Source organism: Flagellimonas sp. 389 (genome assembly GCF_018449435.1).
GTDB lineage: Bacteria > Bacteroidota > Bacteroidia > Flavobacteriales > Flavobacteriaceae > Flagellimonas.
In genome coordinates, this window is record NZ_JAHCMU010000012.1 from 1 (window position 1) to 22,533 (window position 22,533).

At 39.0% G+C, this 22,533-nt stretch carries 22 protein-coding genes; 14 read left to right on the forward strand and 8 right to left on the reverse strand.

Features of this window, described 5'->3' with window-relative positions; translation table 11 throughout:
• A partial coding sequence (locus tag KIM67_RS11340; RefSeq protein ID WP_213831456.1) for a BspA family leucine-rich repeat surface protein occupies positions 1-1,513 on the reverse strand: 1,513 nt, incomplete at its 3' end.
• 172 nt (positions 1,514-1,685) lie between these two features.
• On the opposite strand from KIM67_RS11340, the gene KIM67_RS11345 reads away from it, so the two are divergent.
• Positions 1,686-2,006: a hypothetical protein gene (locus KIM67_RS11345; RefSeq protein WP_213831458.1), complete on the forward strand. Its 321-nt coding sequence runs from the start codon at positions 1,686-1,688 to the stop codon at positions 2,004-2,006.
• 22 nt (positions 2,007-2,028) lie between these two features.
• Here the strand turns inward: KIM67_RS11345 and KIM67_RS11350 are convergent, their stop codons facing one another.
• Both KIM67_RS11350 and KIM67_RS11355 read right to left on the reverse strand, forming a co-directional pair.
• On the reverse strand, positions 2,029-3,330 hold the full coding sequence (locus KIM67_RS11350) for an anthranilate synthase component I family protein (protein ID WP_213831460.1): 1,302 nt from the start codon (positions 3,328-3,330) through the stop codon (positions 2,029-2,031).
• A gap of 7 nt (positions 3,331-3,337) precedes the next feature.
• Positions 3,338-3,871 (reverse strand): NADPH-dependent FMN reductase, encoded by a 534-nt coding sequence (locus KIM67_RS11355; protein ID WP_213831462.1) that lies wholly within the window; start codon positions 3,869-3,871, stop codon positions 3,338-3,340.
• 128 nt (positions 3,872-3,999) lie between these two features.
• On the opposite strand from KIM67_RS11355, the gene KIM67_RS11360 reads away from it, so the two are divergent.
• Positions 4,000-5,193, forward strand: a complete 1,194-nt coding sequence (locus KIM67_RS11360) for a heparan-alpha-glucosaminide N-acetyltransferase domain-containing protein (protein ID WP_213831464.1) — start codon at positions 4,000-4,002, stop codon at positions 5,191-5,193.
• A gap of 18 nt (positions 5,194-5,211) precedes the next feature.
• On the opposite strand, the gene lpdA is transcribed toward KIM67_RS11360, so the two are convergent.
• The 3 genes from lpdA to KIM67_RS11375 all read right to left on the reverse strand — a co-directional run bounded on the left by lpdA (position 5,212) and on the right by KIM67_RS11375 (position 7,642).
• A complete protein-coding gene (gene lpdA / locus KIM67_RS11365) occupies positions 5,212-6,618 on the reverse strand; it encodes a dihydrolipoyl dehydrogenase (RefSeq protein ID WP_213831465.1) in 1,407 nt (468 codons plus the stop codon).
• A 75-nt stretch (positions 6,619-6,693) separates the two neighbouring features.
• Positions 6,694-7,083, reverse strand: a complete 390-nt coding sequence (locus KIM67_RS11370) for a hypothetical protein (protein ID WP_213831467.1) — start codon at positions 7,081-7,083, stop codon at positions 6,694-6,696.
• A 100-nt stretch (positions 7,084-7,183) separates the two neighbouring features.
• On the reverse strand, positions 7,184-7,642 hold the full coding sequence (locus KIM67_RS11375) for an Lrp/AsnC family transcriptional regulator (RefSeq protein ID WP_213831469.1): 459 nt from the start codon (positions 7,640-7,642) through the stop codon (positions 7,184-7,186).
• A 152-nt stretch (positions 7,643-7,794) separates the two neighbouring features.
• Between KIM67_RS11375 and KIM67_RS11380 the strand changes: the two genes are divergently transcribed.
• From KIM67_RS11380 to ribB, 11 genes are all read left to right on the forward strand, one after another.
• On the forward strand, positions 7,795-9,015 hold the full coding sequence (locus tag KIM67_RS11380) for an aminotransferase class I/II-fold pyridoxal phosphate-dependent enzyme (protein ID WP_213831471.1): 1,221 nt from the start codon (positions 7,795-7,797) through the stop codon (positions 9,013-9,015).
• 75 nt (positions 9,016-9,090) lie between these two features.
• Positions 9,091-10,578 (forward strand): Na+/H+ antiporter NhaC, encoded by a 1,488-nt coding sequence (gene nhaC / locus KIM67_RS11385; protein ID WP_213831473.1) that lies wholly within the window; start codon positions 9,091-9,093, stop codon positions 10,576-10,578.
• 234 nt (positions 10,579-10,812) lie between these two features.
• Entirely contained in the window at positions 10,813-11,457 is a 645-nt protein-coding gene (locus tag KIM67_RS11390) for a peroxiredoxin (protein ID WP_213831475.1), read from the forward strand.
• Positions 11,458-11,469: 12 nt separating this feature from the next.
• Positions 11,470-11,784 carry a co-chaperone YbbN gene (locus KIM67_RS11395; protein ID WP_213831477.1) on the forward strand — a complete coding sequence of 105 codons (315 nt, stop codon included), beginning with the start codon at positions 11,470-11,472 and terminating at the stop codon, positions 11,782-11,784.
• Positions 11,765-12,022, forward strand: coding sequence for a hypothetical protein (locus KIM67_RS11400; RefSeq protein ID WP_213831479.1), 258 nt, complete (start codon positions 11,765-11,767; stop codon positions 12,020-12,022). The genes KIM67_RS11395 and KIM67_RS11400 overlap by 20 nt, the downstream gene beginning before the upstream one ends.
• A 118-nt stretch (positions 12,023-12,140) precedes the next feature.
• Positions 12,141-12,647, forward strand: a complete 507-nt coding sequence (tpx, locus tag KIM67_RS11405) for a thiol peroxidase (RefSeq protein WP_213831481.1) — start codon at positions 12,141-12,143, stop codon at positions 12,645-12,647.
• Entirely contained in the window at positions 12,640-13,005 is a 366-nt protein-coding gene (locus KIM67_RS11410) for a diacylglycerol kinase family protein (RefSeq protein ID WP_213831483.1), read from the forward strand. The genes tpx and KIM67_RS11410 overlap by 8 nt, the downstream gene beginning before the upstream one ends.
• A 64-nt stretch (positions 13,006-13,069) precedes the next feature.
• Entirely contained in the window at positions 13,070-15,442 is a 2,373-nt protein-coding gene (locus KIM67_RS11415) for a DNA translocase FtsK (RefSeq protein WP_213831484.1), read from the forward strand.
• Between the two features lie 4 nt (positions 15,443-15,446).
• On the forward strand, positions 15,447-16,097 hold the full coding sequence (locus KIM67_RS11420) for an outer membrane lipoprotein carrier protein LolA (RefSeq protein WP_213831677.1): 651 nt from the start codon (positions 15,447-15,449) through the stop codon (positions 16,095-16,097).
• Between the two features lie 9 nt (positions 16,098-16,106).
• Entirely contained in the window at positions 16,107-17,624 is a 1,518-nt protein-coding gene (locus tag KIM67_RS11425; RefSeq protein ID WP_213831485.1) for an LptF/LptG family permease, read from the forward strand.
• Positions 17,624-18,763 (forward strand): 3,4-dihydroxy-2-butanone-4-phosphate synthase, encoded by a 1,140-nt coding sequence (gene ribB, locus KIM67_RS11430; RefSeq protein ID WP_213831679.1) that lies wholly within the window; start codon positions 17,624-17,626, stop codon positions 18,761-18,763. Before KIM67_RS11425 ends, ribB begins: the two co-directional genes overlap by 1 nt.
• On the opposite strand, the gene KIM67_RS11435 is transcribed toward ribB, so the two are convergent.
• Positions 18,760-19,953, reverse strand: coding sequence for a DegT/DnrJ/EryC1/StrS aminotransferase family protein (locus tag KIM67_RS11435; protein WP_213831681.1), 1,194 nt, complete (start codon positions 19,951-19,953; stop codon positions 18,760-18,762). The two genes, ribB and KIM67_RS11435, sit on opposite strands and share 4 nt — an antisense overlap.
• 29 nt (positions 19,954-19,982) lie before the next feature.
• Entirely contained in the window at positions 19,983-20,738 is a 756-nt protein-coding gene (locus tag KIM67_RS11440) for a sulfite exporter TauE/SafE family protein (RefSeq protein WP_213831682.1), read from the reverse strand.
• Between the two features lie 216 nt (positions 20,739-20,954).
• Here KIM67_RS11440 and KIM67_RS11445 point away from each other — a divergent pair, with 216 nt between their 5' ends.
• Entirely contained in the window at positions 20,955-22,337 is a 1,383-nt protein-coding gene (locus KIM67_RS11445) for a right-handed parallel beta-helix repeat-containing protein (RefSeq protein ID WP_213831486.1), read from the forward strand.
• The last annotated feature ends 196 nt before the right edge of the window (positions 22,338-22,533 follow it).

Consider the following 22,533-nt stretch of genomic DNA (forward strand, 5'->3'; position numbering starts at 1 on the left):
AAACCACATTTGGTTGTACCACTTGATCGGCCCACCCTATAAGTGTATCTGAAAAGTTAGGGGCGGACATCCCGGAATTGTTGAACATGGTTTGCATATCTGTAACATTGCCTATATCCCATGCCCCTAGATCTTGGTCGAACGCCGTGGCACCAAAGAACATTGCTTGCATACTTTGAACATTACCAACGTTCCAGTTGGCAATAGGTTGATTAAAGCTTTCTGCGTAACTAAGCATTGAGGTCATATCGGTAACGTTGGATACTACCCAACCGTTAATGTCCTGATTGAAAGTTGTAGCTTCAAAGAACATTCCGTACATGGTTTGAACACTGCTTACATCCCAATCGCTGATATCCTGATTAAATTCATGATTAAAAGCAAAAGTAGCTTCCATATCGGTGACCTTACCTACCTTCCATCCATTAATGTCCTGTTTGAAATCTGCATTGACAAAAGCGTATTTTAGCGATGTACATTGGTCAAGATTGGGTTTGTCCTTTGCATTTATAGCTACAATAGCAGCATCATTCTCTAAATAAAACATGTCCTCCATGCTCTTCCATGCCATGGTGCCCCAGTGCTCCACGGTTCGCAAAGCGGTCGTCTGTCCTGGGAAGGTCAATCGGCCCACTTGCCCCTTTAGGGCCACTGTATAGGTACCCGGAGCTATGTAATCATGGGACAGGCCGCCCTGGGCAATGACATTTTCCTCTGGCTGTCCATCGCCCCAATCAATTTGAAAATCGACATCTTCACCTTCTCCGAATACTTCTATGCTGAATTCCTCATTGGCACCAGCGGTCTCCAAGGTAAAGATAAAGGATGCCGGGTCCTCGAACAGGTCTTCGATAACGTTCTTCACGGTTATCTGTATGCTGATCTGGTCCGTGCCCCCATTGCCATCGGAGACGGTCACCGTTATGCTGTGTTCTGGGGCGGTCTCAAAGTCAAGGTTTTGGCCATCCGCCAAGGTGATCAGGCCGTTTTCGTCCACGTTGAACAGCCCATCGCCGTTTCCGTCCGTAATCTCAAAGGTGAGTGTATCGTCCGCATTGGCATCGGTAGCGGTCACGGTAAAGATGGTGAAGTCATTGTCTGCATCCTCGTCCACTTCGGTCGTTGTGGTCTGGTTGGTGATAACGGGGGCGGTGTTCTGCGCTTCGGCTTCGGTCACGGTAAAGGTGCTCCCTGTGGCGGTCTCACCACCTACGGCAACGCTCACCGCCCCGGTAGACGCACCTTGGGGAACGGAAACGGTAAGCTTGGTGGTAGTGGCGGCACTTACCGTAGCTGTTGTGGCACCGATCTTTACGGTGTTCGATGCCGGCGTTGTACTAAAGTTGGTCCCGTTAATGGTCACCGCTGTGCCAACAGGCCCGGAACTGGGTGTAAAACTACTTATGGTCGGCTTAGTCGGTGTTGGTGTCGTTGTACCATCATCACTGGAACAAGAGACGGCGAACATTGCAACGGACAGTGTCATCAGAATCAAAAAACGTATTTTTTTCATGAGTTGAATATTTTATATTACAGCGTGCAAGAAAAGTGTAATATGAATAGGTCGCCCATGTCAATTGACGGATACAGGGTTTGGGTTGACGGTTGAGGGGTTTTGGATCTTGGGTGGAAAGATTTGGGGTGAAGGGTTTTGGGTAAAAGGTTTATGGTTTAAGATTTCAAAGTTGCAGAGTTTCAAAGTTGCAGAGTTTCAAAATTTTGGACGGGCTGGATCGGATATCGGACATCGGACATCGGACATCAGAAATCAGAAATCAGATATCAGACCGCTGACCGTTGATAGTTGGGGGTTTTGGATCTTGGGTGGAAAGATTTGGGGTGAAGGGTTTTGGGTAAAAGGTTTATGGTTTAAGATTTCAAAGTCGCAGAGTTTCAAAGTTTTGGACGGGCTGGATCGGACATCGGACATCGGACATCGGACATCGGACATCGGACATCGGACAATTAAAAATTCTCAAAACATGAACATGAGCACGCAATTTTAACAGTTTCCAAAATCATACAATCTCAACTCCCCTCCAAGACGCTTCGCATGGCTTTGGCCTTTAGCAAACATTCTTGGTACTCTTTTTCAGGATTTGATTTGGCCGTGATTGCGCTTCCTACGGAAAAGGAAACATATTTTTCTATTTCATTATAAAGAATGCTTCGGATAACTACATTAAAATCAAAATTTCCATTTGGGTCAAAATAGCCTACCGCTCCACTGTAAAGACCCCTTTTGGTTTCTTCCAATGCCTCAATGATTTTCATAGCAGAAACTTTAGGTGCGCCTGTCATACTTCCCATGGGGAAAGTCTCTTGAATCAGTTCGAAAGATTTTTTGTTTTTTGGAACTTTTGACACGACCGTAGAAATCATCTGATGTACTTGTTCAAAAGCATATACCTTGCAGAGTTCCTTCACTTCTACGCTACCTTTTACAGCACTTTTGGATAGGTCGTTCCGAACCAGATCGGTAATCATAATATTCTCCGCCCGTTCTTTTTCATCATTTTCAAGTTGATATTGAAGCGATTCATCTTCAATTTGAGTTTTTCCCCTTGGAGCTGTTCCTTTAATCGGCTGGGAAATTACTGCTTGTCCCATTCTTTTTAAATAGCGTTCTGGCGAAGCGCATAACAAATAATGTTCGTTACTTTTCAAAAAAGAGGCAAATGGCGGTTTAGAAATTGCATTCAGCTTTCTAAATGTTTCAAAAGCGTTAATAGTAGTGTTTTCCGCATAAAACTCTTGACAAAAATTAGCCTCATAAATATCTCCACGGTGAATATGTTCCAAAAAACGATTGGCTTTTTCAAAATAGGCATCTTTGTGGATACGCATTTTAATATGGATGGCTTGGGATAGTACATTATGGCTAATATTTTCACGCAGTAATACTTTTATGGTTGAATAATCGCCTTCAATCTGATTTGCATGGGAATTTAGATAAAGAAAATGTAGCGCTTCATCTTTGATGGCAATAATTTTAGAAGGCTGAAAAAAATGAATCTCAGGGAACTTGAGACCATCGAAATTATTGGACGATAGCCGTTCTATCCTATTTTTTAAATCGTAAGACAGGTAACCAAACAACCAATCGTGTTCTTTGTCGATAAATTCACTCAATTCATCGATACAATAAACAGTCCGACTAGACTTATCGGTCTGTTCAGCGATAGCCAAAATAGCATCATAAGTACTGTATGCATCACTATGGCCATTACTGTCCAACCAAGCAATTTTCGTATATTTTTCAGACCATTTTAATAAAGCATCCTTGATTTTTAAAGATGATGGAATTGAAAATGAACGATGCTTTCGCAATGGGTTTTTACTTTAAGTTCAGAAGAAAAGCGTCCAGTGCCTGTTGATGTTCGGTACGCAGCGTATCATCTACTATTCCATCTGCTTCAAAATTTTCTTTAAAAGAAGGAAGAGAGAATGTAGAAACGATTTCGGCACCAAATCTAGGCAACATGTTTTTAACTACTTTCAACGAATTTGCACCGCCACTCTTGCCCCCCGAAGTAGACATCAAAAAAATAGTTTTATCCTGTAGAAATTTACGTTCTAGCCTCGATAACCAATCTAGAAGATTTTTAAAGTATGCGGACGGATTCCCATTGTGTTCGTTGACCGAAATCAATAGGGCATCAACACGTTGGATATCGTTTTTTAATTCTACCAATGAATTAGAAAAGCCCTTCTGTCGCTCATCATCCTCGCTATACATAGGAAATGGATATCTGGTCATATCATAAAGCTGGATTTTATGCGTTTCAATCAAAGCGGTAGTATATTTTACTAATTTATGATTGATGGAAGTTGAAGAATTACTACCTGCGAATGCTAAAATTGAAGCCATAAGGAAAATATATCGATTGTTTCGCTAAAATACCTCAAATGACCAATACATGCGAGTATTTTGACTAGTTTTGCAACGCTAAACATCCAAACTAACTGTTTAGCAAGTATATAGAGTAATTGTTTTACATGAAAACCAAGACCAACAGATTATTCTTTATTGACGCCATGCGTGCATGGGCAATTTTGATGATGCTCCAAGGGCATTTTATCGATGGTCTGTTAGACCCGGTCTTCAGGGACAAGGAAAATATTTTTTTTAGCGTTTGGCTTTACTTTAGGGGGATTACTGCTCCTGTTTTCTTTACGGTTTCCGGTTTTATTTTTACCTATTTATTGATAAAGGCTCCACAAAAGGGTTTTGAAAATCCAAGAATAAGAAAAGGTATACGTCGTGGATTACAATTATTGTTGATCGGATACTTGTTACGAATGAACCTTTTTGGGATTTTGATAGGGGAAATTTACGATTCCTTTTATTTGGTCGATGTACTGCATTGTATCGGTCTTTCTATATTGGCGCTCATTGGGATTTACCTCTTTTCCATCAAAAGAAAAAAATACCTTTTCCCTAGCATACTCTTGGGAGCAACTCTAGTCCTATTCTTGTTTGAACCGCTATACAATCAGTGGTCATTTTCTTTTTTACCAAATGCTATTGCCAATTATTTTACAAAGGCAAACGGTTCTGTTTTTACTATTATCCCTTGGCTTGGATACGCAACGTTAGGCGGGTTTGTGTCTACGCTATTTTATAAGTTTAGAAACTATACATATTTGTACGAGGTCGCTATTGTTTCTGCCCTAGTTTTAGGCCCATTATTCATTTTTACTTCTTCTGATGTTTTTCTGTATGTACATAGGTTGACCCGTATTCAATTGTTCGCGGATATCTTTTTTAACAACTATCTATTTATTCGTCTGGGCGATGTCTTTATCGTCTTTGCTGTTTTTATGTTGCTGCGCAGATTTATGATGAATAAAACGGTTTTGAGCATAGGGTCCAGCACGCTTTCAATTTATGTAATTCACTTTGTGATTTTATATGGAAGCTTCACGGGATTGGGCCTATATCGGTTTTTTAATCATATTCTAATACCATCAGTGGTAATTCCGGGGGCTTTGGCATTTATGTTCACATGTACGTATTTAGCCTTGAGATACAATAAGCATGAAGCAGAAATTAAGGCTAATATTGCTACAGGTAGAGATTATGTAAAAAAACAAAGCATTGGTCTTTACAAAGTAAGTAAACCAATGCTTAGAGAAATTTCCGTTAGAGTGAGACTCTTCTTGAGCAGGGTTTTTGGTATTGCCAAATAACCCCACAAACCCATATCTCTATATATGTATTGCCCTATCTTCGGTAGCGGCCAATGCGGCTTCTTTTACTGCCTCAGCGTAGGTTGGGTGTGCGTGGCTCATACGCGCTATATCTTCTGCAGATGCCCTAAATTCCATAGCGGTTACCCCTTCAGTAATTAGGTCAGCACAGCGGGCTCCTATCATATGCACTCCCAATACCTCATCTGTGGTTTTATCTGCCAATATTTTCACAAATCCGTCAATATCCATACTGGCCCTTGCACGTCCCAAAGCACGCATAGGGAATTGTCCTGCTTTGTATGCTATTCCAGCTTCTTTTAATTCTTCTTCTGTCTTTCCTACTGCCGCAACCTCTGGCCAAGTATATACCACACCTGGAATCAAATTATAATTGATATGCGGCTTTTGTCCTGCAATCAATTCAGCGACCATGGTGCCTTCTTCTTCGGCTTTGTGCGCCAACATGGCACCACGTACCACATCCCCAATGGCATAGATATTGGAAATGTTTGTTTGTAAATGCTCGTTCACCGCTACTCTGCCCCTATCGTCCAGTTTTACTCCAGCAGCTTCAGCATTCAATCCATCTGTAAAAGGTCTTCGCCCCACAGAAACCAAACAATAATCCCCTGTGAACGTAACTTCTTCTCCTTTTTTGTTATCTGCCTTAATGATAACCTCATCACCTTTTCGCTCTACAGATTTAACTTTGTGAGATAGATTGAACTTTACTTTTTGTTTTTTCATGGCCTTCATCAACTCTTTGGAAAGCGCTCCGTCCATCCCAGGGATAATACGATCCATGTACTCCACAACACTGACTTCGGCACCGAGCCTTTTATATACCTGACCAAGCTCCAGTCCGATTACCCCCCCTCCAATAACAATCATATGCTTTGGAATTTCTTTTAGTTTCAAGGCTTCAGTGGAAGTGATTATACGTTCTTTATCTATCTCTATAAAAGGTAAAGTAGACGGTTTGGAACCTGTGGCTATAATGATATGTTTTGCTTCAATGGTTTCCTTTTCGCTATCGGTCTTATCAATCTCAATATGGGATGCATCCTTAAAACTACCCAGACCTTCATATACATCGATTTTATTTTTATCCATCAAAAATTGAATGCCTTTGGTGGTTTGGTCAACAACACCTTGTTTTCTGGCAATCATCTGCTCCAGATTCACTTTAACTTCGCCAGGAATATCGATTCCGTGTTCTTCAAAATGTTTTACCGCATCTTCATAATGATGGGAGGAATCCAAAAGTGCTTTAGAAGGAATACAGCCTACATTGAGACATGTTCCACCAAGGGTATTATATTTTTCTATTATGGCGGTTTTCATTCCCAATTGTGCACAGCGAATCGCTGCTACATAGCCTCCAGGCCCAGAGCCAATTACGGCTACATCATATTGATTCATAGGTTCTATTTGTAAACTGATTTATGATAAAAACGAACACAAAAATACGAATGTTTTTCGTTAAAGTATTCTATTTTAAACTGGGGCCAACGGAAACTTTACAGCCCCGTAGCGACCTAACCACAAACCACCAATGAGCGAGAGATGCAGTCCGGTCTCAAACCATAACGGTCCATGCCAATGACCACAAAGCGCCACAAAACACAGTTTACCAACCAGAAACATAGATATGAAAATATGTGGAACAAAATTATCTTTTACTACAATTAATGTAGCTATAAAACCGGCTACCATAGCAGACGCAATAAGTGCAGTGCTGCCTAGTACCAAATCTGAAGTTGAAGAAGTACAAAAACTAAGAGTATCAAATAAAATACTTTCGGTTATCGTTGTGTAGAGTACCAATGACAATCCCCCGATGAGGGTAGCCAACATCGTGAGAAAAATACGTGTGCGCGGATTCATTTGTAAAAGGATGTTTTTTGACTGTTTTCTTGATTACCCAAAATTTAGACATATCATTTCAATACAAACTCTTTTTAACAGCGATTTACGTTAAACTTTGCTAAATAAAAACCGAAGGGCTATTCTTTACCTCCTTTATGGTGAAAGAACTTTGTGTACTCCCAATGTTGCTTATTGCCGTTAGTTTGGCAACCATAAATTCTCGATATTCTTTCATGTTGCTAACATTGATTTTCAAAATATAATCGTAGTCACCACTAATATGAAAGCATTCTGACACTTCATCCAGCTTTAAAATTTCCCGCTCAAACCTGAGTATGTTTTGCTTGGTATGCTGCACCAATCTTACATGGCACAACACCGTAAAATCCCGATGTACTTTTTCCTTGTTTACTAAAGCAACATATTTGGTAACGACCCCAAATCTTTCTAGTCTTCGTATGCGCTCATAAACTGCTGTTTTTGATAGTTCTAAACTATCTGCATATTCCTTGGTGGTTTTTTTACAGTCTTCCTGTAGAAGTTTAATCAGTTTTCTATCTTTTTCGTCCAGTTCCATATCGATACATTTTCTATATCCCTATAGTTTTAAAGATAAAAATAGAATTAAAATCTAAATTATTCATTAAAATAGAACTAAAATCAATATATAAAATATATCATTGACTTTTATTCTATTCTTGAATACTTTTACTAAAAAAGTTAATACAAATGGACTACAAGGCATCAGAACATATTCAAGACTTACAATATTTTGGAGAGTTTGGTGGGGTAAACCCATCTATATCAGATTCATCGACCTACACATTTCTATCGGCAAAAACTATGTTCGATACTTTTGAGGGAAATACCGAAGGTTGTTATCTGTATAGCAGACACTCCTCCCCTTCTAATTTATATCTGGGCGAAGCAATGGCCCAATTGGAAGGAACCGAAACCGCAAATGTATACGCTAGTGGCATGGGGGCAATAAGTGCTGTGATCATGCAACTTTGTAACGCAAATGAACATATTGTTTGTAGCCGAACAATTTATGGAGGTACCTATGCTTTCTTAAAAAACTTTTTGAAGAAATTCAATATATCCACTTCTTTCGTTGATATCACCAATCTTGAAATTGTGGAACAATCCATTACCCCTAACACAAAAATGATCTATTGCGAAGCGGTCAGTAACCCCTTGCTTGAAGTAGCCAATATCAAAGCCCTTTCAAAATTGGCCAAGAAGTATGGGATTCCTTTGATAGTGGACAATACCTTCTCGCCATTGAACATCAATGCCGCTAAACTTGGCGCTGATGTTGTTGTTCACAGTCTTACCAAATTCATTAATGGAAGTAGTGATTGTGTGGCAGGTGCCGTTTGTGCAACATCAGATTTTTGTCTTAGCCTTAAAGATGTAAATGATGGAGCGGGAATGTTATTGGGAAGCACCTTGGACAGTATCAGAGCAGCTTCTATCCTTAAAAATATGCGAACACTACATGTCCGTATAAAAAAACACAGTGAAAATGCACAATATTTGGCAAATGCGTTTGAAAAAGATGGGCTCAAAGTAGTATATCCAGGCTTAAAGAGTCATCCAGGTCATGAAACCATGAAAACACAGATGAATTCAGAATATGGTTTTGGAGGCCTAATGACCTTGGATGTTGGTTCATTGGATAAAGCCAATGCACTAATGGAGTCAATGCAAAAAGAGAAACTAGGGTATTTGGCAGTGAGCCTAGGTTTTTATAAGACTTTGTTCAGTGCTCCGGGCACTTCTACGTCTTCTGAAATACCCATTGAAGAGCAAGAAGAACTTGGCTTGTCCCAAGGACTTATACGTTTCTCTATAGGTTTGGACAATGACATTCATAAAACATACCTGTCTATGCGTTCATGTATGGAAAAATTGGGTATTCTTTCTAAAAATGAGGTGTTGGCGTAGCATTCCAAATAATGACAGTTTGGAGAACAAGGTTCAAAATCGTAATATTACCTTTTACCAAACAAACTCCATTTAATGTCAGCAGAGAAGAAAAAAGCCAAATTTAGAGAAGACGAGCAAATCATTGAAAATAAAGAACTGAATATTTGGGAGGCATTGATTCCCGTTTTTGCACTCGTTGGAATGTTGGCTTATAATGTTTATGTCTTTGGGGACGATGCATTAAGTGGCTCCAATCAGTTCATTCTTTTATTAGGTGGTGCTGTTGCTGCAATCATTGGTTTTTTCAACAAGGTATCTTACAAACGTATGATAGCCGAAGTCGCAGAGAATGTCAAGTCTACTACCGGGGCATTGCTTATCCTTTTAATGGTAGGTGCACTATCTGGAACTTGGCTAGTAAGTGGTATTATTCCTGCTATGATCTATTATGGTTTGCAAATCCTGAATCCGACAATTTTCTTGGCGGCTTGTGTAATTATCTGTGCCATTATTTCTATTGCTACTGGGAGTAGCTGGACAACCGCAGCTACGGTAGGTATAGCCTTGATCGGTATTGGAGAAGCTTTGGGCATATCTTTGGGCATGACTGCAGGTGCCGTTCTTTCTGGGGCATACTTTGGAGATAAAATGTCTCCATTAAGTGATACAACTAATTTGGCTCCTGCAATGGCTGGTGGAGATCTGTTCTCGCATATAAGGTATATGACCTGGACAACGATTCCCACCATATCCATTACACTGATAGTTTTTATTATACTAGGTTTTACAATAGATACCACTGGTGTTGCCGATACAGATGCGATTCTAAAAAGTATAAATGCTAGTTTTAATATCAATGGGTGGCTTTTTATAGTTCCTTTAGTGGTTATCTTCCTAATAGTAAAAAAGGCTCCACCCTTACTTGCTTTACTGATTGGGACATTATTGGGAGGTGTTTTTGCATTAATCTTTCAACCAGATATAGTAACTACTCTTGGCGGAGGTACAAGTTTAAATTTTGAATCGAGCTATAAGGGGATTTTAAATGCCATAACTGTCGATACCGCTATACCAACAGATGACCCTGCATTGAACGATTTGTTTTCATCGGGTGGCATGGCCGGAATGCTAGGTACTATTTGGCTTATTGTCTGTGCTATGGTTTTTGGTGGTATTATGGACGGAATCGGAGCCTTGGAACGCATCACAAAATCACTATTAAGCATGGCAAAAACCACTTTTGGTCTTTTTGCCAGTACTGTAGGAAGTTGTTTGGCTTTAAATGTCACAGCGTCAGATCAATACTTAGCTCTGGTAGTTCCCGGTAAAATGTTTTCAAAAGCCTACCAAGAGCGTGGACTTGCACCAGAAAACCTAAGCAGAACGCTTGAAGATTCCGGAACGGTAACTTCGGTCTTGGTACCATGGAATACTTGTGGGGCATATCACAGCGGTGTTCTGGGTGTTGGTGTAGGCGAATATTTTTTCTATGCAATATTCAATTGGTTAAGCCCTTTTATGACATTGCTCTTTGCTGCCTTCAGAATTAAGATAAAACAACTTACCGCCACTACTTCTTAGCTTAATCTTGTTGATATATATTTTTGACTTAAAATCATAATTCACAAATAGCCAAAATAAACTTTTTAGTTTTAACAATATCTAAATTCAAGGTAGTATTGTTTCAAGTATACTTAAGAAAGTAGCCAATTTTTTATATGATAAGATTGAGCTATTTTTTAATAATAACTTGTTATCATATTACTATAAAATTCAATACATAGCTTCTAATTTTGTCATAAACAAAAAATAAATATGACACTTGTAGGTAAAAAATTTCCAGATTTGGATGTAAATGCAATGGACGAATTGGGCGATACATTTAAAGTCAATGTATTGAAAAAGGCCAAAGAGAACAATAAAAAAATTGTACTGTTTTGGTACCCAAAGGATTTCACCTTTGTGTGTCCTACAGAATTGCATGCGTTCCAGAGCGCTATAGAAGAATTTGAAAAGAGAGACACTATTGTTATAGGCGCATCTTGCGACACCGCTGAAGTACATTTTGCTTGGTTGAACACTGCAAAAGATAATGGAGGAATAGAGGGAGTTACCTATCCCCTACTTGCCGATAGCAATAGAAGTTTGGCCACCACTTTAGGTATCTTGGACATTACCAATGAGAAATATGACGAAGAGACAAAGATTTACTCCGTAGAAGGTGATAACGTAACCTACAGGGCAACGTATCTTATCGATGAGGAGGGAACAATTTTTCACGAAAGTATCAACCACATGCCACTGGGAAGAAATGTAGCCGAGTTTTTACGCTTAATAGATGCTTACACGCATGTACAACAAAAAGGTGAAGTCTGCCCTGCAAACTGGGAAGAAGGAAAAGATGCTATGACCGCTAACCATAGCGGTGTAGCAGAATACTTGTCAAAACACGCAAACTAAAATTGGTACGCTATGTTATTGGAATTGGAACAAGACAATTTACAGGAAATCATTGCTGAAAATCCAAACGTGGTGGTTCAATACTCGGCATCTTGGTGTGGGAACTGTCGCATTATGAAGCCTAAGTTCAAAAAGGAAGCAAGGGAGAATGATAACGTTACCTTTGTTTTGGTAGATGCCGAAAAATTTCCTGAATCAAGGAAGTTGGCCAATGTTGATAATCTACCAACTTTTGCGGCTTTCTCGAACGGAAGCATTAAAAATCAAGTACAGACAAACAAATACGAAGTTTTAAAAGAATTGGTAAATGAGATTGCCCCTAATTAAACACCTCACCCAATTTATAGAGGAGAACGATGAGGATTATCTTATCGAAACATCAGAGACCTTAGAGTTTTTAACGGAATCCCCTGGGATAAAAGATGAGGAACTCGATGTTATTGGAGAACTCATTTCAAATATCTATGGAGCATTGGAGGTGAATAAGGAAATTAAATCCGGAACACCTAAAAAAGAAGCTTTAAAAGAGTTTATGGAGAGAGTATTGGGTTCCATTGATAAATAGATTTTTAATCTGAATGCTGAAAGTGCCCATTTGATAAATTATCAAATGGGTTTTTGTTTTATTGTACCTTAAGATTCGGATTATTTAGTAATTTCAACCCTAATTAAAAAACACTATCATGGCAACAATAACATTAGGTGGCGATCCGGCAAAAACTGTAGGTGAACTTCCATCAAAAAATACGGTAGCACCTAGCTTCACATTAACCAAATCAGACCTTTCGCCAGTTTCTCTATCGGATTACAAAGGGCATAAGGTGATTCTAAACATATTTCCGAGTGTAGACACGGGAACATGTGCAAAATCCATTAGACAATTTAACCAAGAGGCAGCAGAATTGGAGAACACCAAAGTTTTATGTATTTCCAAAGATTTGCCTTTTGCCCAGACCCGTTTTTGTGGTGCAGAAGGAATCGAAAACGTAGATATGCTCTCTGACTATAAAACAGGGGAGTTTGGAAGGGATTACGGTCTCTCATTTGCTGATAGTGCCTTTGAAACTTTACATTCAAGATGCATTGTTGTATTGGACCAAAATGGAACAATTGTCCATACCGAACAAGTAGCCGAGACCGCGGACGAACCAAACTACAAAGCCGCTTTAGAAGCAATTATGGATGCCTAAGGAATCTTTTCTTAAAAACAGGATACGCAGTGTAGGCTTTGCCCTTAAGGGTATGTTTTTACTATTGCGAACGGAAGCAAGTATTAAAGTCCAGTTTGTAATCGCACTTTTGGTAACGGGAGCCGGTTTCTATTTTAATATTTCCAATACAGAATGGATTATACAGTTGTTGGCAATAGGTATGGTCATGGGTATGGAAGGGGCAAATACTGCCATAGAGAAAATAGCGGACTATATCCAGCCCAACATTGACCCAAAAATAGGTTTTATAAAAGATATTTCTGCTGGCGCCGTTATGATAGTATCCATTATCGCAGCTATCGTGGGACTCATTATTTATGTACCAAAATTGATTTGAAGAACATCTGTTTCGATAGTAAGTAACGTAAATTTGTAAATTAGCCCCATTATTAAACAATTGAATGGCAAAGAAAAGGACAAAATCCAAACCTACACCCGCCAAAAAAAGACTTTCGCTAAAGCTTTCCAAACAGAATAAAATTATTCTTGGAAGCTTACTGATCGTGCTTAGCATTGCACTGTTCTTTTCTTTCATATCCTATTATTTCACTTGGCAAGAAGACCAGAGCATGCTTTCCGAATTTAAGGACCGAAATGCAGCCGCAAGTAATTTGCTCAATAAATTTGGCGCGAGTGTGAGCCATTTTTTCATGTACAAAGGTTTTGGTTTGGCATCTTTTGCCTTTCCGCTTTTATTGGCCGTTACAGGTTTATATCTCTTTTTGGGACTAGACCGAAAAGGACTAATAGGTAAATGGATATGGGGTTTGACCGGAATTATCTGGATTTCGGTCGCGTTAGGATTTTTTGCCATTGAACAACCGCTGTTAGGTGGTTTGATAGGTTACGAAATGAACGATTTCCTTCAGGATTATACAGGTAAAATTGGAGTGTTCCTTTTACTATTGTTCATCTTGATGGTCATTTTGGTACGCCTTTTCAACTTCACTCCAGAAGGTATCGCTACTTATTTTCGTTCGCAAAGGCAAAATATTAAATCTGATTTTAAGGGACCTAAACAAAAAAAGAAACCTGTTGTATCTGATGATGATGGCAGCATAGAGTTAAGTATGGATACGGATACACCTGTTAAAATTGATACCTACACCCATAAAAAAGATATTCCGCCGCTACAACAAGAAGCTGGGTTGGATGTAAACCTGCCTCAAGAAGAAGATACTGATCTAGACTTGAAAGTAGAACAAGTAACCGTAGAAAAAGAAGAGAAGGATATAAAAGCCGATAAACTGGTAAAGGATTTTGGGGAGTTTGATCCAAAATTAGAACTGGGCAATTACAAGTTCCCACCTTTGGACCTTTTGGAACAGCATGGAGCATCTGGCGGAATTACCATCAACCAAGAAGAACTTGAGGAAAACAAGAACAAAATTGTAAGCACCCTCAAAAATTACAAAATAGGTATTGCCCAAATAAAAGCGACCATCGGGCCTACGGTCACGCTCTATGAAATTGTTCCGGAAGCGGGCATACGAATATCCAAGATAAAAAACTTGGAAGATGACATTGCACTTTCATTAGCTGCTTTGGGCATACGGATAATAGCACCAATTCCAGGTAAAGGAACCATTGGTATCGAAGTGCCAAACAAAAATGCCACTATAGTCTCCATGCGTTCCGTAATTGCTTCCAATAAATTTCAAAAGGCCGAAATGGAGCTCCCGATTGCTTTTGGTAAAACCATTAGTAACGAAACCTTTGTGGTCGATTTGGCTAAAATGCCCCATATGTTGATGGCCGGGGCAACAGGTCAGGGAAAATCTGTTGGACTCAATGCAGTAATAACTTCATTGCTCTATAAAAAGCACCCTGCTGAAGTCAAATTCATCTTAGTAGACCCCAAAAAGGTTGAACTTACGCTCTACAATAAAATTGAGCGACACTTCTTGGCAAAACTTCCAGATTCTGACGAAGCCATTATTACGGACAATACCAAGGTCATCAACACATTGAACTCGCTTTGTATCGAAATGGACAATAGATATGAATTGTTGAAAATAGCAATGGTTCGCAACATAAAGGAATACAATGTAAAGTTCAAGGCCAGAAAATTAAATCCGAACGATGGGCATAAATTCTTGCCCTATATCGTCTTGGTCATAGATGAATTTGCGGATCTGATTATGACTGCAGGCAAAGAGGTGGAAACCCCTATTGCCAGATTGGCACAATTGGCGCGGGCCATCGGAATACATCTAATTATTGCCACACAGCGACCATCTGTTAATGTAATTACGGGTATTATAAAAGCCAATTTCCCTGCTCGTATCGCATTTAGGGTGACCTCAAAGATTGATTCACGTACCATTTTAGATGCACAGGGAGCCGACCAGCTTATAGGTCGTGGAGATATGTTATTTACCCAAGGGAACGATGTTACACGTCTTCAATGTGCCTTTGTTGACACTCCGGAGGTAGGAAAAATAACAGAATATATTGGTTCGCAACGTGCGTATCCAGATGCACATTTACTGCCAGAGTATGTGGGCGAAGATTCTGGCACGGGGATTGATTATGATATCTCGGACAGGGATGTCATGTTCCGTGATGCCGCTGAAGTAATCGTAACGGCACAACAGGGCTCCGCTTCTTTGATCCAACGAAAATTAAAACTGGGATACAATAGAGCTGGTAGAATAATAGATCAATTGGAGGCCGCGGGAATCGTAGGGCCTTTTGAAGGTAGCAAGGCGCGACAAGTACTGGTACCGGATATCTTAGCTCTAGAACAACTTCTACAAAATGAAACAAAATAAAATCATGCTTAAAAAACAATTTCTTTTAATCGTACTAATGACCACCTTTGGCCTAGGGTCATATGCGCAAAACTCATCCAAGGCAAAAGCTTTACTGGATGAAGTTTATAATAAGGTGACCAGTTACGATAATATCTATATCGATTTCAAGTCTACTTTGGAAAACACGGAAGCCAATATAAAACAAGAGACCAAGGGCAATGTCACCTTAAGTGGCGACAAGTACGTACTTGATTATTTGGGAGCAAAACAACTAAGTGATGGAAAAAAGGTATATACCGTTGTGCCCGATAACGAAGAAGTGACCATTGAAAACGTTTCTGAAGACGCTAACACCGTAACCCCTTCAAAAATGTTGACTTTTTACAGAACGGGACATAATTATGAATGGGATACGCTTCAAAATGTTGGTGGCAGAAAAATTCAATATGTTAAACTTACTCCTATCGATTCCAATACTGAACTCAAATCTATTCTTTTGGGAATAGATACTCAGACAAAACACATATACAAGCTTATTCAAACAGGTAACAACGGCACTAAGACCTCGATTACTGTTAATTCTTTCAAAACCAACCAAGCGCTATCCAACACACTGTTTAACTTTGATGTGAAAAAATATGAGAATGATGGTTATTACATCATTAGAAATTAAGGGATTACATTGAAAATACTAGACCAATATATACTTTCCCGATTTCTTTATAATTTCTTTAGTTCTTTCTTTATTCTAATCGTCATATTCATCTTTCAAGGAATATGGCTTTTTATAGATGATTTGGCAGGGAAAGGTCTGGGTATTGTAATTATTGGGAAGTTCCTTTTTTATTTCATCCCTACACTGGTAGATAAGGTTTTACCACTTACCGTGTTGCTTTCTTCTATCCTCACCTTTGGTACTTTTGCTGAAAACTACGAATTTGCTGCCATGAAATCCTCGGGTATTTCTTTGCAAAGAGGAATGCGAAGTCTCATCATTTATGTTTCTTTCTTGGGAGTGGTCACCTTCTTTTTTGCAAATAATGTGATTCCAAAATCCGAACAAAAAATATTCAATCTTCGGAGAAATATTGCCAAAGTAAAACCTGCGGCTGCCATTACTGAAGGTGTATTTAGCGACTTTGAAGGTACTGGCGAGGGAATGAACATTAAAGTTGATAAAAAATATGGGGAACAAGACCGTTTTCTGGACAAGGTCATTATACACAAAAAAACAAAGCAGAGTGTAAATAACACGGTTATCAAGTCAAAATCCGGGGAACTTATCAGTAGCGAAGCTTCGGATATTATTCAATTGGTTTTAAAAGAAGGGAATTATTACGAAGAACTAAAACCCAAGAGCAGTAAGGAAAAAAAGAAACACCCTTTCGCAAAGGCGTCCTTTGAAAAATACACCATTAATATAGATATTTCCGAACTTAATGATCAAGATTTTGAAGAAGATGGAAATATTACCACGGACAAAATGAAAAACGTTGGCCGTCTATTGAAAGATATTGATTCCCTCAAAATAAATAATCTAGAAAAAGTGGAAGCTTTTTCAAAAAATATTGTTACCCGAATGGGTGCTTTTCCTGCACCTAAGAAAAAGGATACCAACAATTTAAAAGAGCTACAGGAGATAAAACCACCAGTGGACGAAGCATTAAAAGAACCGACTAAGGAAAAGAACGTAGTCAAGAATGATAGCATTAAAAATATTGATGTATTTCTCGATGGTCTTCAAGAATGGCAACGCTTACAGGTACTCAATAACGCCAAATCCTCGGTTTCCAGTATACTAACTACAGTTACGGCGAAAAAAGATGAACTGGAAAAAAGGTTTAAGTTTTACAACAGCCATATCTTATCCCTACACAAAAAATATGCGCTTGCTTTTTCTTGTATAATTTTATTTTTTGTTGGTGCACCATTAGGAGCCATTATACGAAAAGGTGGGCTTGGATTGCCCATGGTTGTTGCTATTCTCTTATTTTTGACCTACTATTTTATTGGGGTATTTGCGAACAATTATGCCAAAGAAGGAAACATACACCCTGCTTTGGGAGCATGGCTATCCACTTTAATTATGCTGCCCTTAGGGATTTCCCTGACCAAAAGAGCGACAGCGGATAAAGGGCTTATAGGTTTTGGACATATTATAGATGGTATAAAAAATCTTTTTAAAAAGAAGGAAAAATGATGGTTACCAAACAAAAAATACAACTTAACGCCATTGAGGATGCCATTGAAGACATCAGACAAGGGAAGGTCATCATTGTTGTAGATGATGAAAACAGGGAAAATGAAGGGGATTTTTTAGCTGCAGCCGAGCTGATAACACCAGAGACCATTAACTTTATGGCCAAACATGGTCGTGGTCTCATTTGTACTCCGTTGACAGAGGGAAGATGTGAAGAGTTGGGCTTGCACAAAATGGTAGTCCATAATTCCGATCCTTTAGAAACCGCTTTTACAGTCTCCGTGGATTTACGTGGAAACGGTGTCACCACCGGTATTTCGGCCGCTGACCGTGCCAAAACCGTATTGGCACTTACAGAAATAGATACCAAACCCCACGAATTGGCCAGACCGGGACACATTTTTCCCTTGATAGCCAAAGAAGGAGGCGTACTAAGACGAACCGGACATACCGAAGCGGCCATTGATTTTGCTAGACTTGCTGGATTGAAACCTGCAGGTGTTATCGTCGAAATCATGAACGAAGATGGTAGCATGGCACGATTACCAGAACTTCTAAAGGTTGCCGAAAAATTTGATTTAAAAATTGTTTCCATCGAAGATTTAATTGCCTATCGCATGGAGCACGACAGCCTCATTGAACGAAAAGAGGCCTTTGACATAAAAACCCGTTTTGGGGATTTTAGATTGCGCGCATATAAGCAAACCACCAATAATCAAGTTCATATTGCCCTAGTACGAGGTACATGGAAGATCGGTGACCCTGTATTGACCCGAATAAACTCTACGTTGGTCAATAATGACATGTTGGGTACATTGACCAATAATCCGGACGAAACCTTACAAAAAATGTTCGATGCGCTCAATGCCGAAGAACGTAGTGCCATGATTTTCATTAATCAGGAAAACCAACATATGAATCTTCTTGGGCGTTTGGCAGAACTAAAAGAGCTCCAGTCAAAAGATGGCATTACCAAGGCACCAAAAATTGAAATGGATGCCAAGGATTTTGGAATAGGAGCACAAATTCTTCACGATTTGGATATCTCCAAAATCCGACTGCTTTCCAATTCGGGGAAAACCCGTCGTGTTGGTATGGTAGGCTATGGTTTGGAAATTGTGGAGTATGTGAATTATTAAAGAATCCCTTTGATGGTTTCGGCCATTTTTATGGCTCTTTGCTGAACTTCAGCTTCTGTCCAGCCTATTTTAATTAAGCACGAAATTGTCCGTCCTATCCAATGGTCCGATTTTGAAAAATCACTGGCTTCATATTCAGGTAATCCTTGTTGTATGTCTTTGGGCAATTTTCCAAGGGATTTTTGTTCCAACAAATGCTCCCACTTTCTATAGTAGTGCCAATTATTGTTGTACCAATAAAAACAAGCATCTACACCGTTCTCCCCTAAAGCTTTATGTGCTTTTTGGGTGATTTCTTCCGTGGGGAGAAAAAAGTTCAAGAATGAATAATTTTCAACGCCACCTTCGGGAACTCTTCTAAAGGTAACTTCGGGTATTTTAGAAAGTGCATCTCTAAGAATTGTGTAATTACGTTTTTGTATGGCCAAAAATTCATCCAATCTTGATATCTGTGCCAGACCAACAGCGGCATTTAATTCAGAAATCCTAAAATTATAGCCTAGAAAAGGATGTTCTTCCGCTCCCCTATCATTGCCCAAATGGTCATGCCCGTGATCGGAGTACTTATGTGCATTTTCGTAAAAACGCTCATTGTTGGTGATTACCGCACCTCCCTCACCACAAGTAATCGTCTTTACATAATCAAACGAAAAACAGCCTAAATCGCCGATACTGCCCAGTGGTTTTCCATAATAACTACCGCCTATTGCCTGACAGGCATCTTCCAACAACAGTAAACCATGTCTTTCACATATTGATTTTAACGCTCCCAAATCAGCCATAGAGCCACACATATGTACAGGCATAACTACTTTAGTATTTGGTGTAATTGCTTGCTCAACTGCCTCTGGGCTTAAGGTAAGCGTATCATCAACATCTACTAAAATTGGTACTGCTCCTATTGCCAAAATGGATTCAAAGCTTGCGACAAAGGTAAATGTTGGCATAATGACCTCATCCCCCGCTCCTACTCCCCCACTTACAAGAGCTACGGTCAAGGCCGCAGTTCCACTACTGCATAAATGGGCATATGATGTCTGCATTCTATGTGCAAGCGCCGTTTCTAATTCCTTGGCTTTCCAATGTCCGTTACGCATGCCATCAAAACCATAACGCATCAAAACCCCAGAATCGAGTACGTCCTGTACCTGTTTCCGCTCGCTATCCCCAAAAAGTTCAAATCCCGGCATTCTTATTTTATTTTTTAGATTATTATCCGCTATGTAAAAAACCATAGTTTGATGGCCATGGCAACTACCATTACAATCAAGAAGGTTTTTATAAACCCATCTCCTTTTTTGACAGAGAATCGACTTGCTATCCAAGCACCCGTGCCGTTCCCAATTGCTAAAATAAACCCTAGTTTCCAATTTACCTTATCGTTTAAGGCAAATACAGCCAATGCCGCCAACATGTAAATGAAGACCACTACGACCTTGGTCGCATTTGCCCTTACCAAATTCATTCTGTTTACAAAGTGCATGAAAAGAATCATCAAAAATCCTAATCCTGCATTTATAAATCCTCCATATATTCCAAAAAAGAAGAAAACGATTATACTCAGCCATAGATGTTTCCCTGTAAGCCGTTCTTGCATTTCCCCTAACTTCATTTTAGGCTTAAAAATGATGATCAAGACCACAGCCATCATAACTATTGCTAGAATTCTATTAAAAGTTTCGCCTTTGATATCCACAGCGATTTCTGCGCCTATAATCGACCCTATAAACGCCGAGATACCCAAATAGATGTTAAATGGGTAAGTAGAAACCCCTTTACTTTTAAAGCCAGCGGTAGCCAGAGCGGTCTGGATCACGATGGCTACCCTATTGGTTCCGTTTGCTACACTTGGGGGAAGTCCTAAAAAAATCAAGGTAGGCAATGAAAGTAATGATCCACCTCCCGCAATGGTGTTTATAAAGCCAACCGCAAACCCTACAACTATTAAAAGTGCATAATGATACCATTGATCCATGGGCGCAAAAGTAAACCCTAAAGTCCAATATCCGTACATCTTCGTAAAGTTTTCACCAAGTTAAAAATGGTGCTCACACGTATTTTACACGTACTATTATTTCGGAGTAAGTAGTACTAAAAATCCATTGGCATACTTCTTTTCCCAGTCTTAAAATAGTGACTTTTTGACAAAAATAAAGAGTACGTCTAGACGTTTTTCATAAAAACATATACCATGATGAGAAGTCCCATTTCTTTTTTTAGTTTGATTCTCCTTTTAATTTCTTGTAGTAAAACAGAGCCCATAGATATTGATACGCCTCAAGGAATTACAGACCCACCTCCTGAAATTACAGCTCCACCTTCTGATACTTGTGAATGTGATCATCTATATAGTGATGTCTCTTCTGGTTTTATCGTGATCGATGGAGAAAAAGATGCTATTAAAGCAGGTGATCGAATCTGTATTAAATCTGGAACTTACAATAGAATCAGTGTCAAGAATTTAACAGGAAATGAGCAAGAGCAAATAGTTTTATCCAATTGTGACGGACCGGTCAATATTAAAATCACTTCAAGTACTGGACATGGGATGACCATTGTAAATTCCCAATATTTTAAAGTTTTGGGAACATTGTCCAATGGTGTTTACGGATTTCAATTTTCTGGTGAGAATTATAACAACACAGCTCTAGCCATCAACAACAAAATAAGCGATTTTGAAATTGCTTACATGCACATAGAAAATGTGGAACTGGCTATGCACATAATGAACAGGCCTGGATGTACATCTTCATCACAATATCCAGACTGGGAAGTGAAAAACATATACATTCATGATACGTCAATCAAAAATATTGGTAATGAAGGCATGTACATTGGGTACTCAAACTATCCAAAAGCTGTTGATTTTGAATGTGATGGAGTTGCCGTAAGTGCCTATTGCCCGCTTATTAAAAACATCCACGTTTTCAACAATACCATCGAAAATTGTGGATGGGATGGGATGCAGTTAAGTTATGCGCCTGAGGGTGCCAAGATCTACAGTAATGTAATCAAGAATACAGGAACAAAAAATAACCCTAATCAAAGAGCTGGCATTGTTGTAGGTGGAGGCACCAAAGGAGATGTTTTTAACAATTATGTCACTAAAGTACTTGGGGATGGTATCGATGTTTTTGGTATTGGGGATGTAAACATCTACAATAACATCATCGTCGATACCGATCATGGTATTTTCATTGGGGATAGGAAACTCTATAAATCCGATGCCAATTTCAAGGTTTTAAATAACACCATCATTAAAGCCAACGGAAATGGTGTTCGCATGAATCATAGAACCAGTCTTGCAAATGAATTTTCAAATAATATCATTGTTTCAACTTTGCAAAATCCTATTTATTACGTAAATAAAAATACATCTGGAAATACAATCGAAAAAACTAATCTTAAGGTAGAAAATAGTAGTGCCATCCTTTTTTTGGATGATACTTACAATTTGACCAAAGAATCTCCTGCAGTGAATGCCGGTACCAACTTAACAGAATTTAAAACTGATTTTTATGGTAAGAATAGGGACGGACAATTTGATATAGGGGCTATTGAATATCAGTTTTAGTTTGAATTAATACTTATTGGGGCTTGAAATCAATAGAATATTCTATCCTTGGGCCAAAAGTTTAAATTAAACTATTTATGGTAAAAAGTAAATCAATCCAGTACTATTACATTTAAGTACTGGATTTTTTATTTATATAAATTAAAAAAAGCCTTTTATAGAAATGAAAAAGGTTAGTATATTTGCACCCGCATTA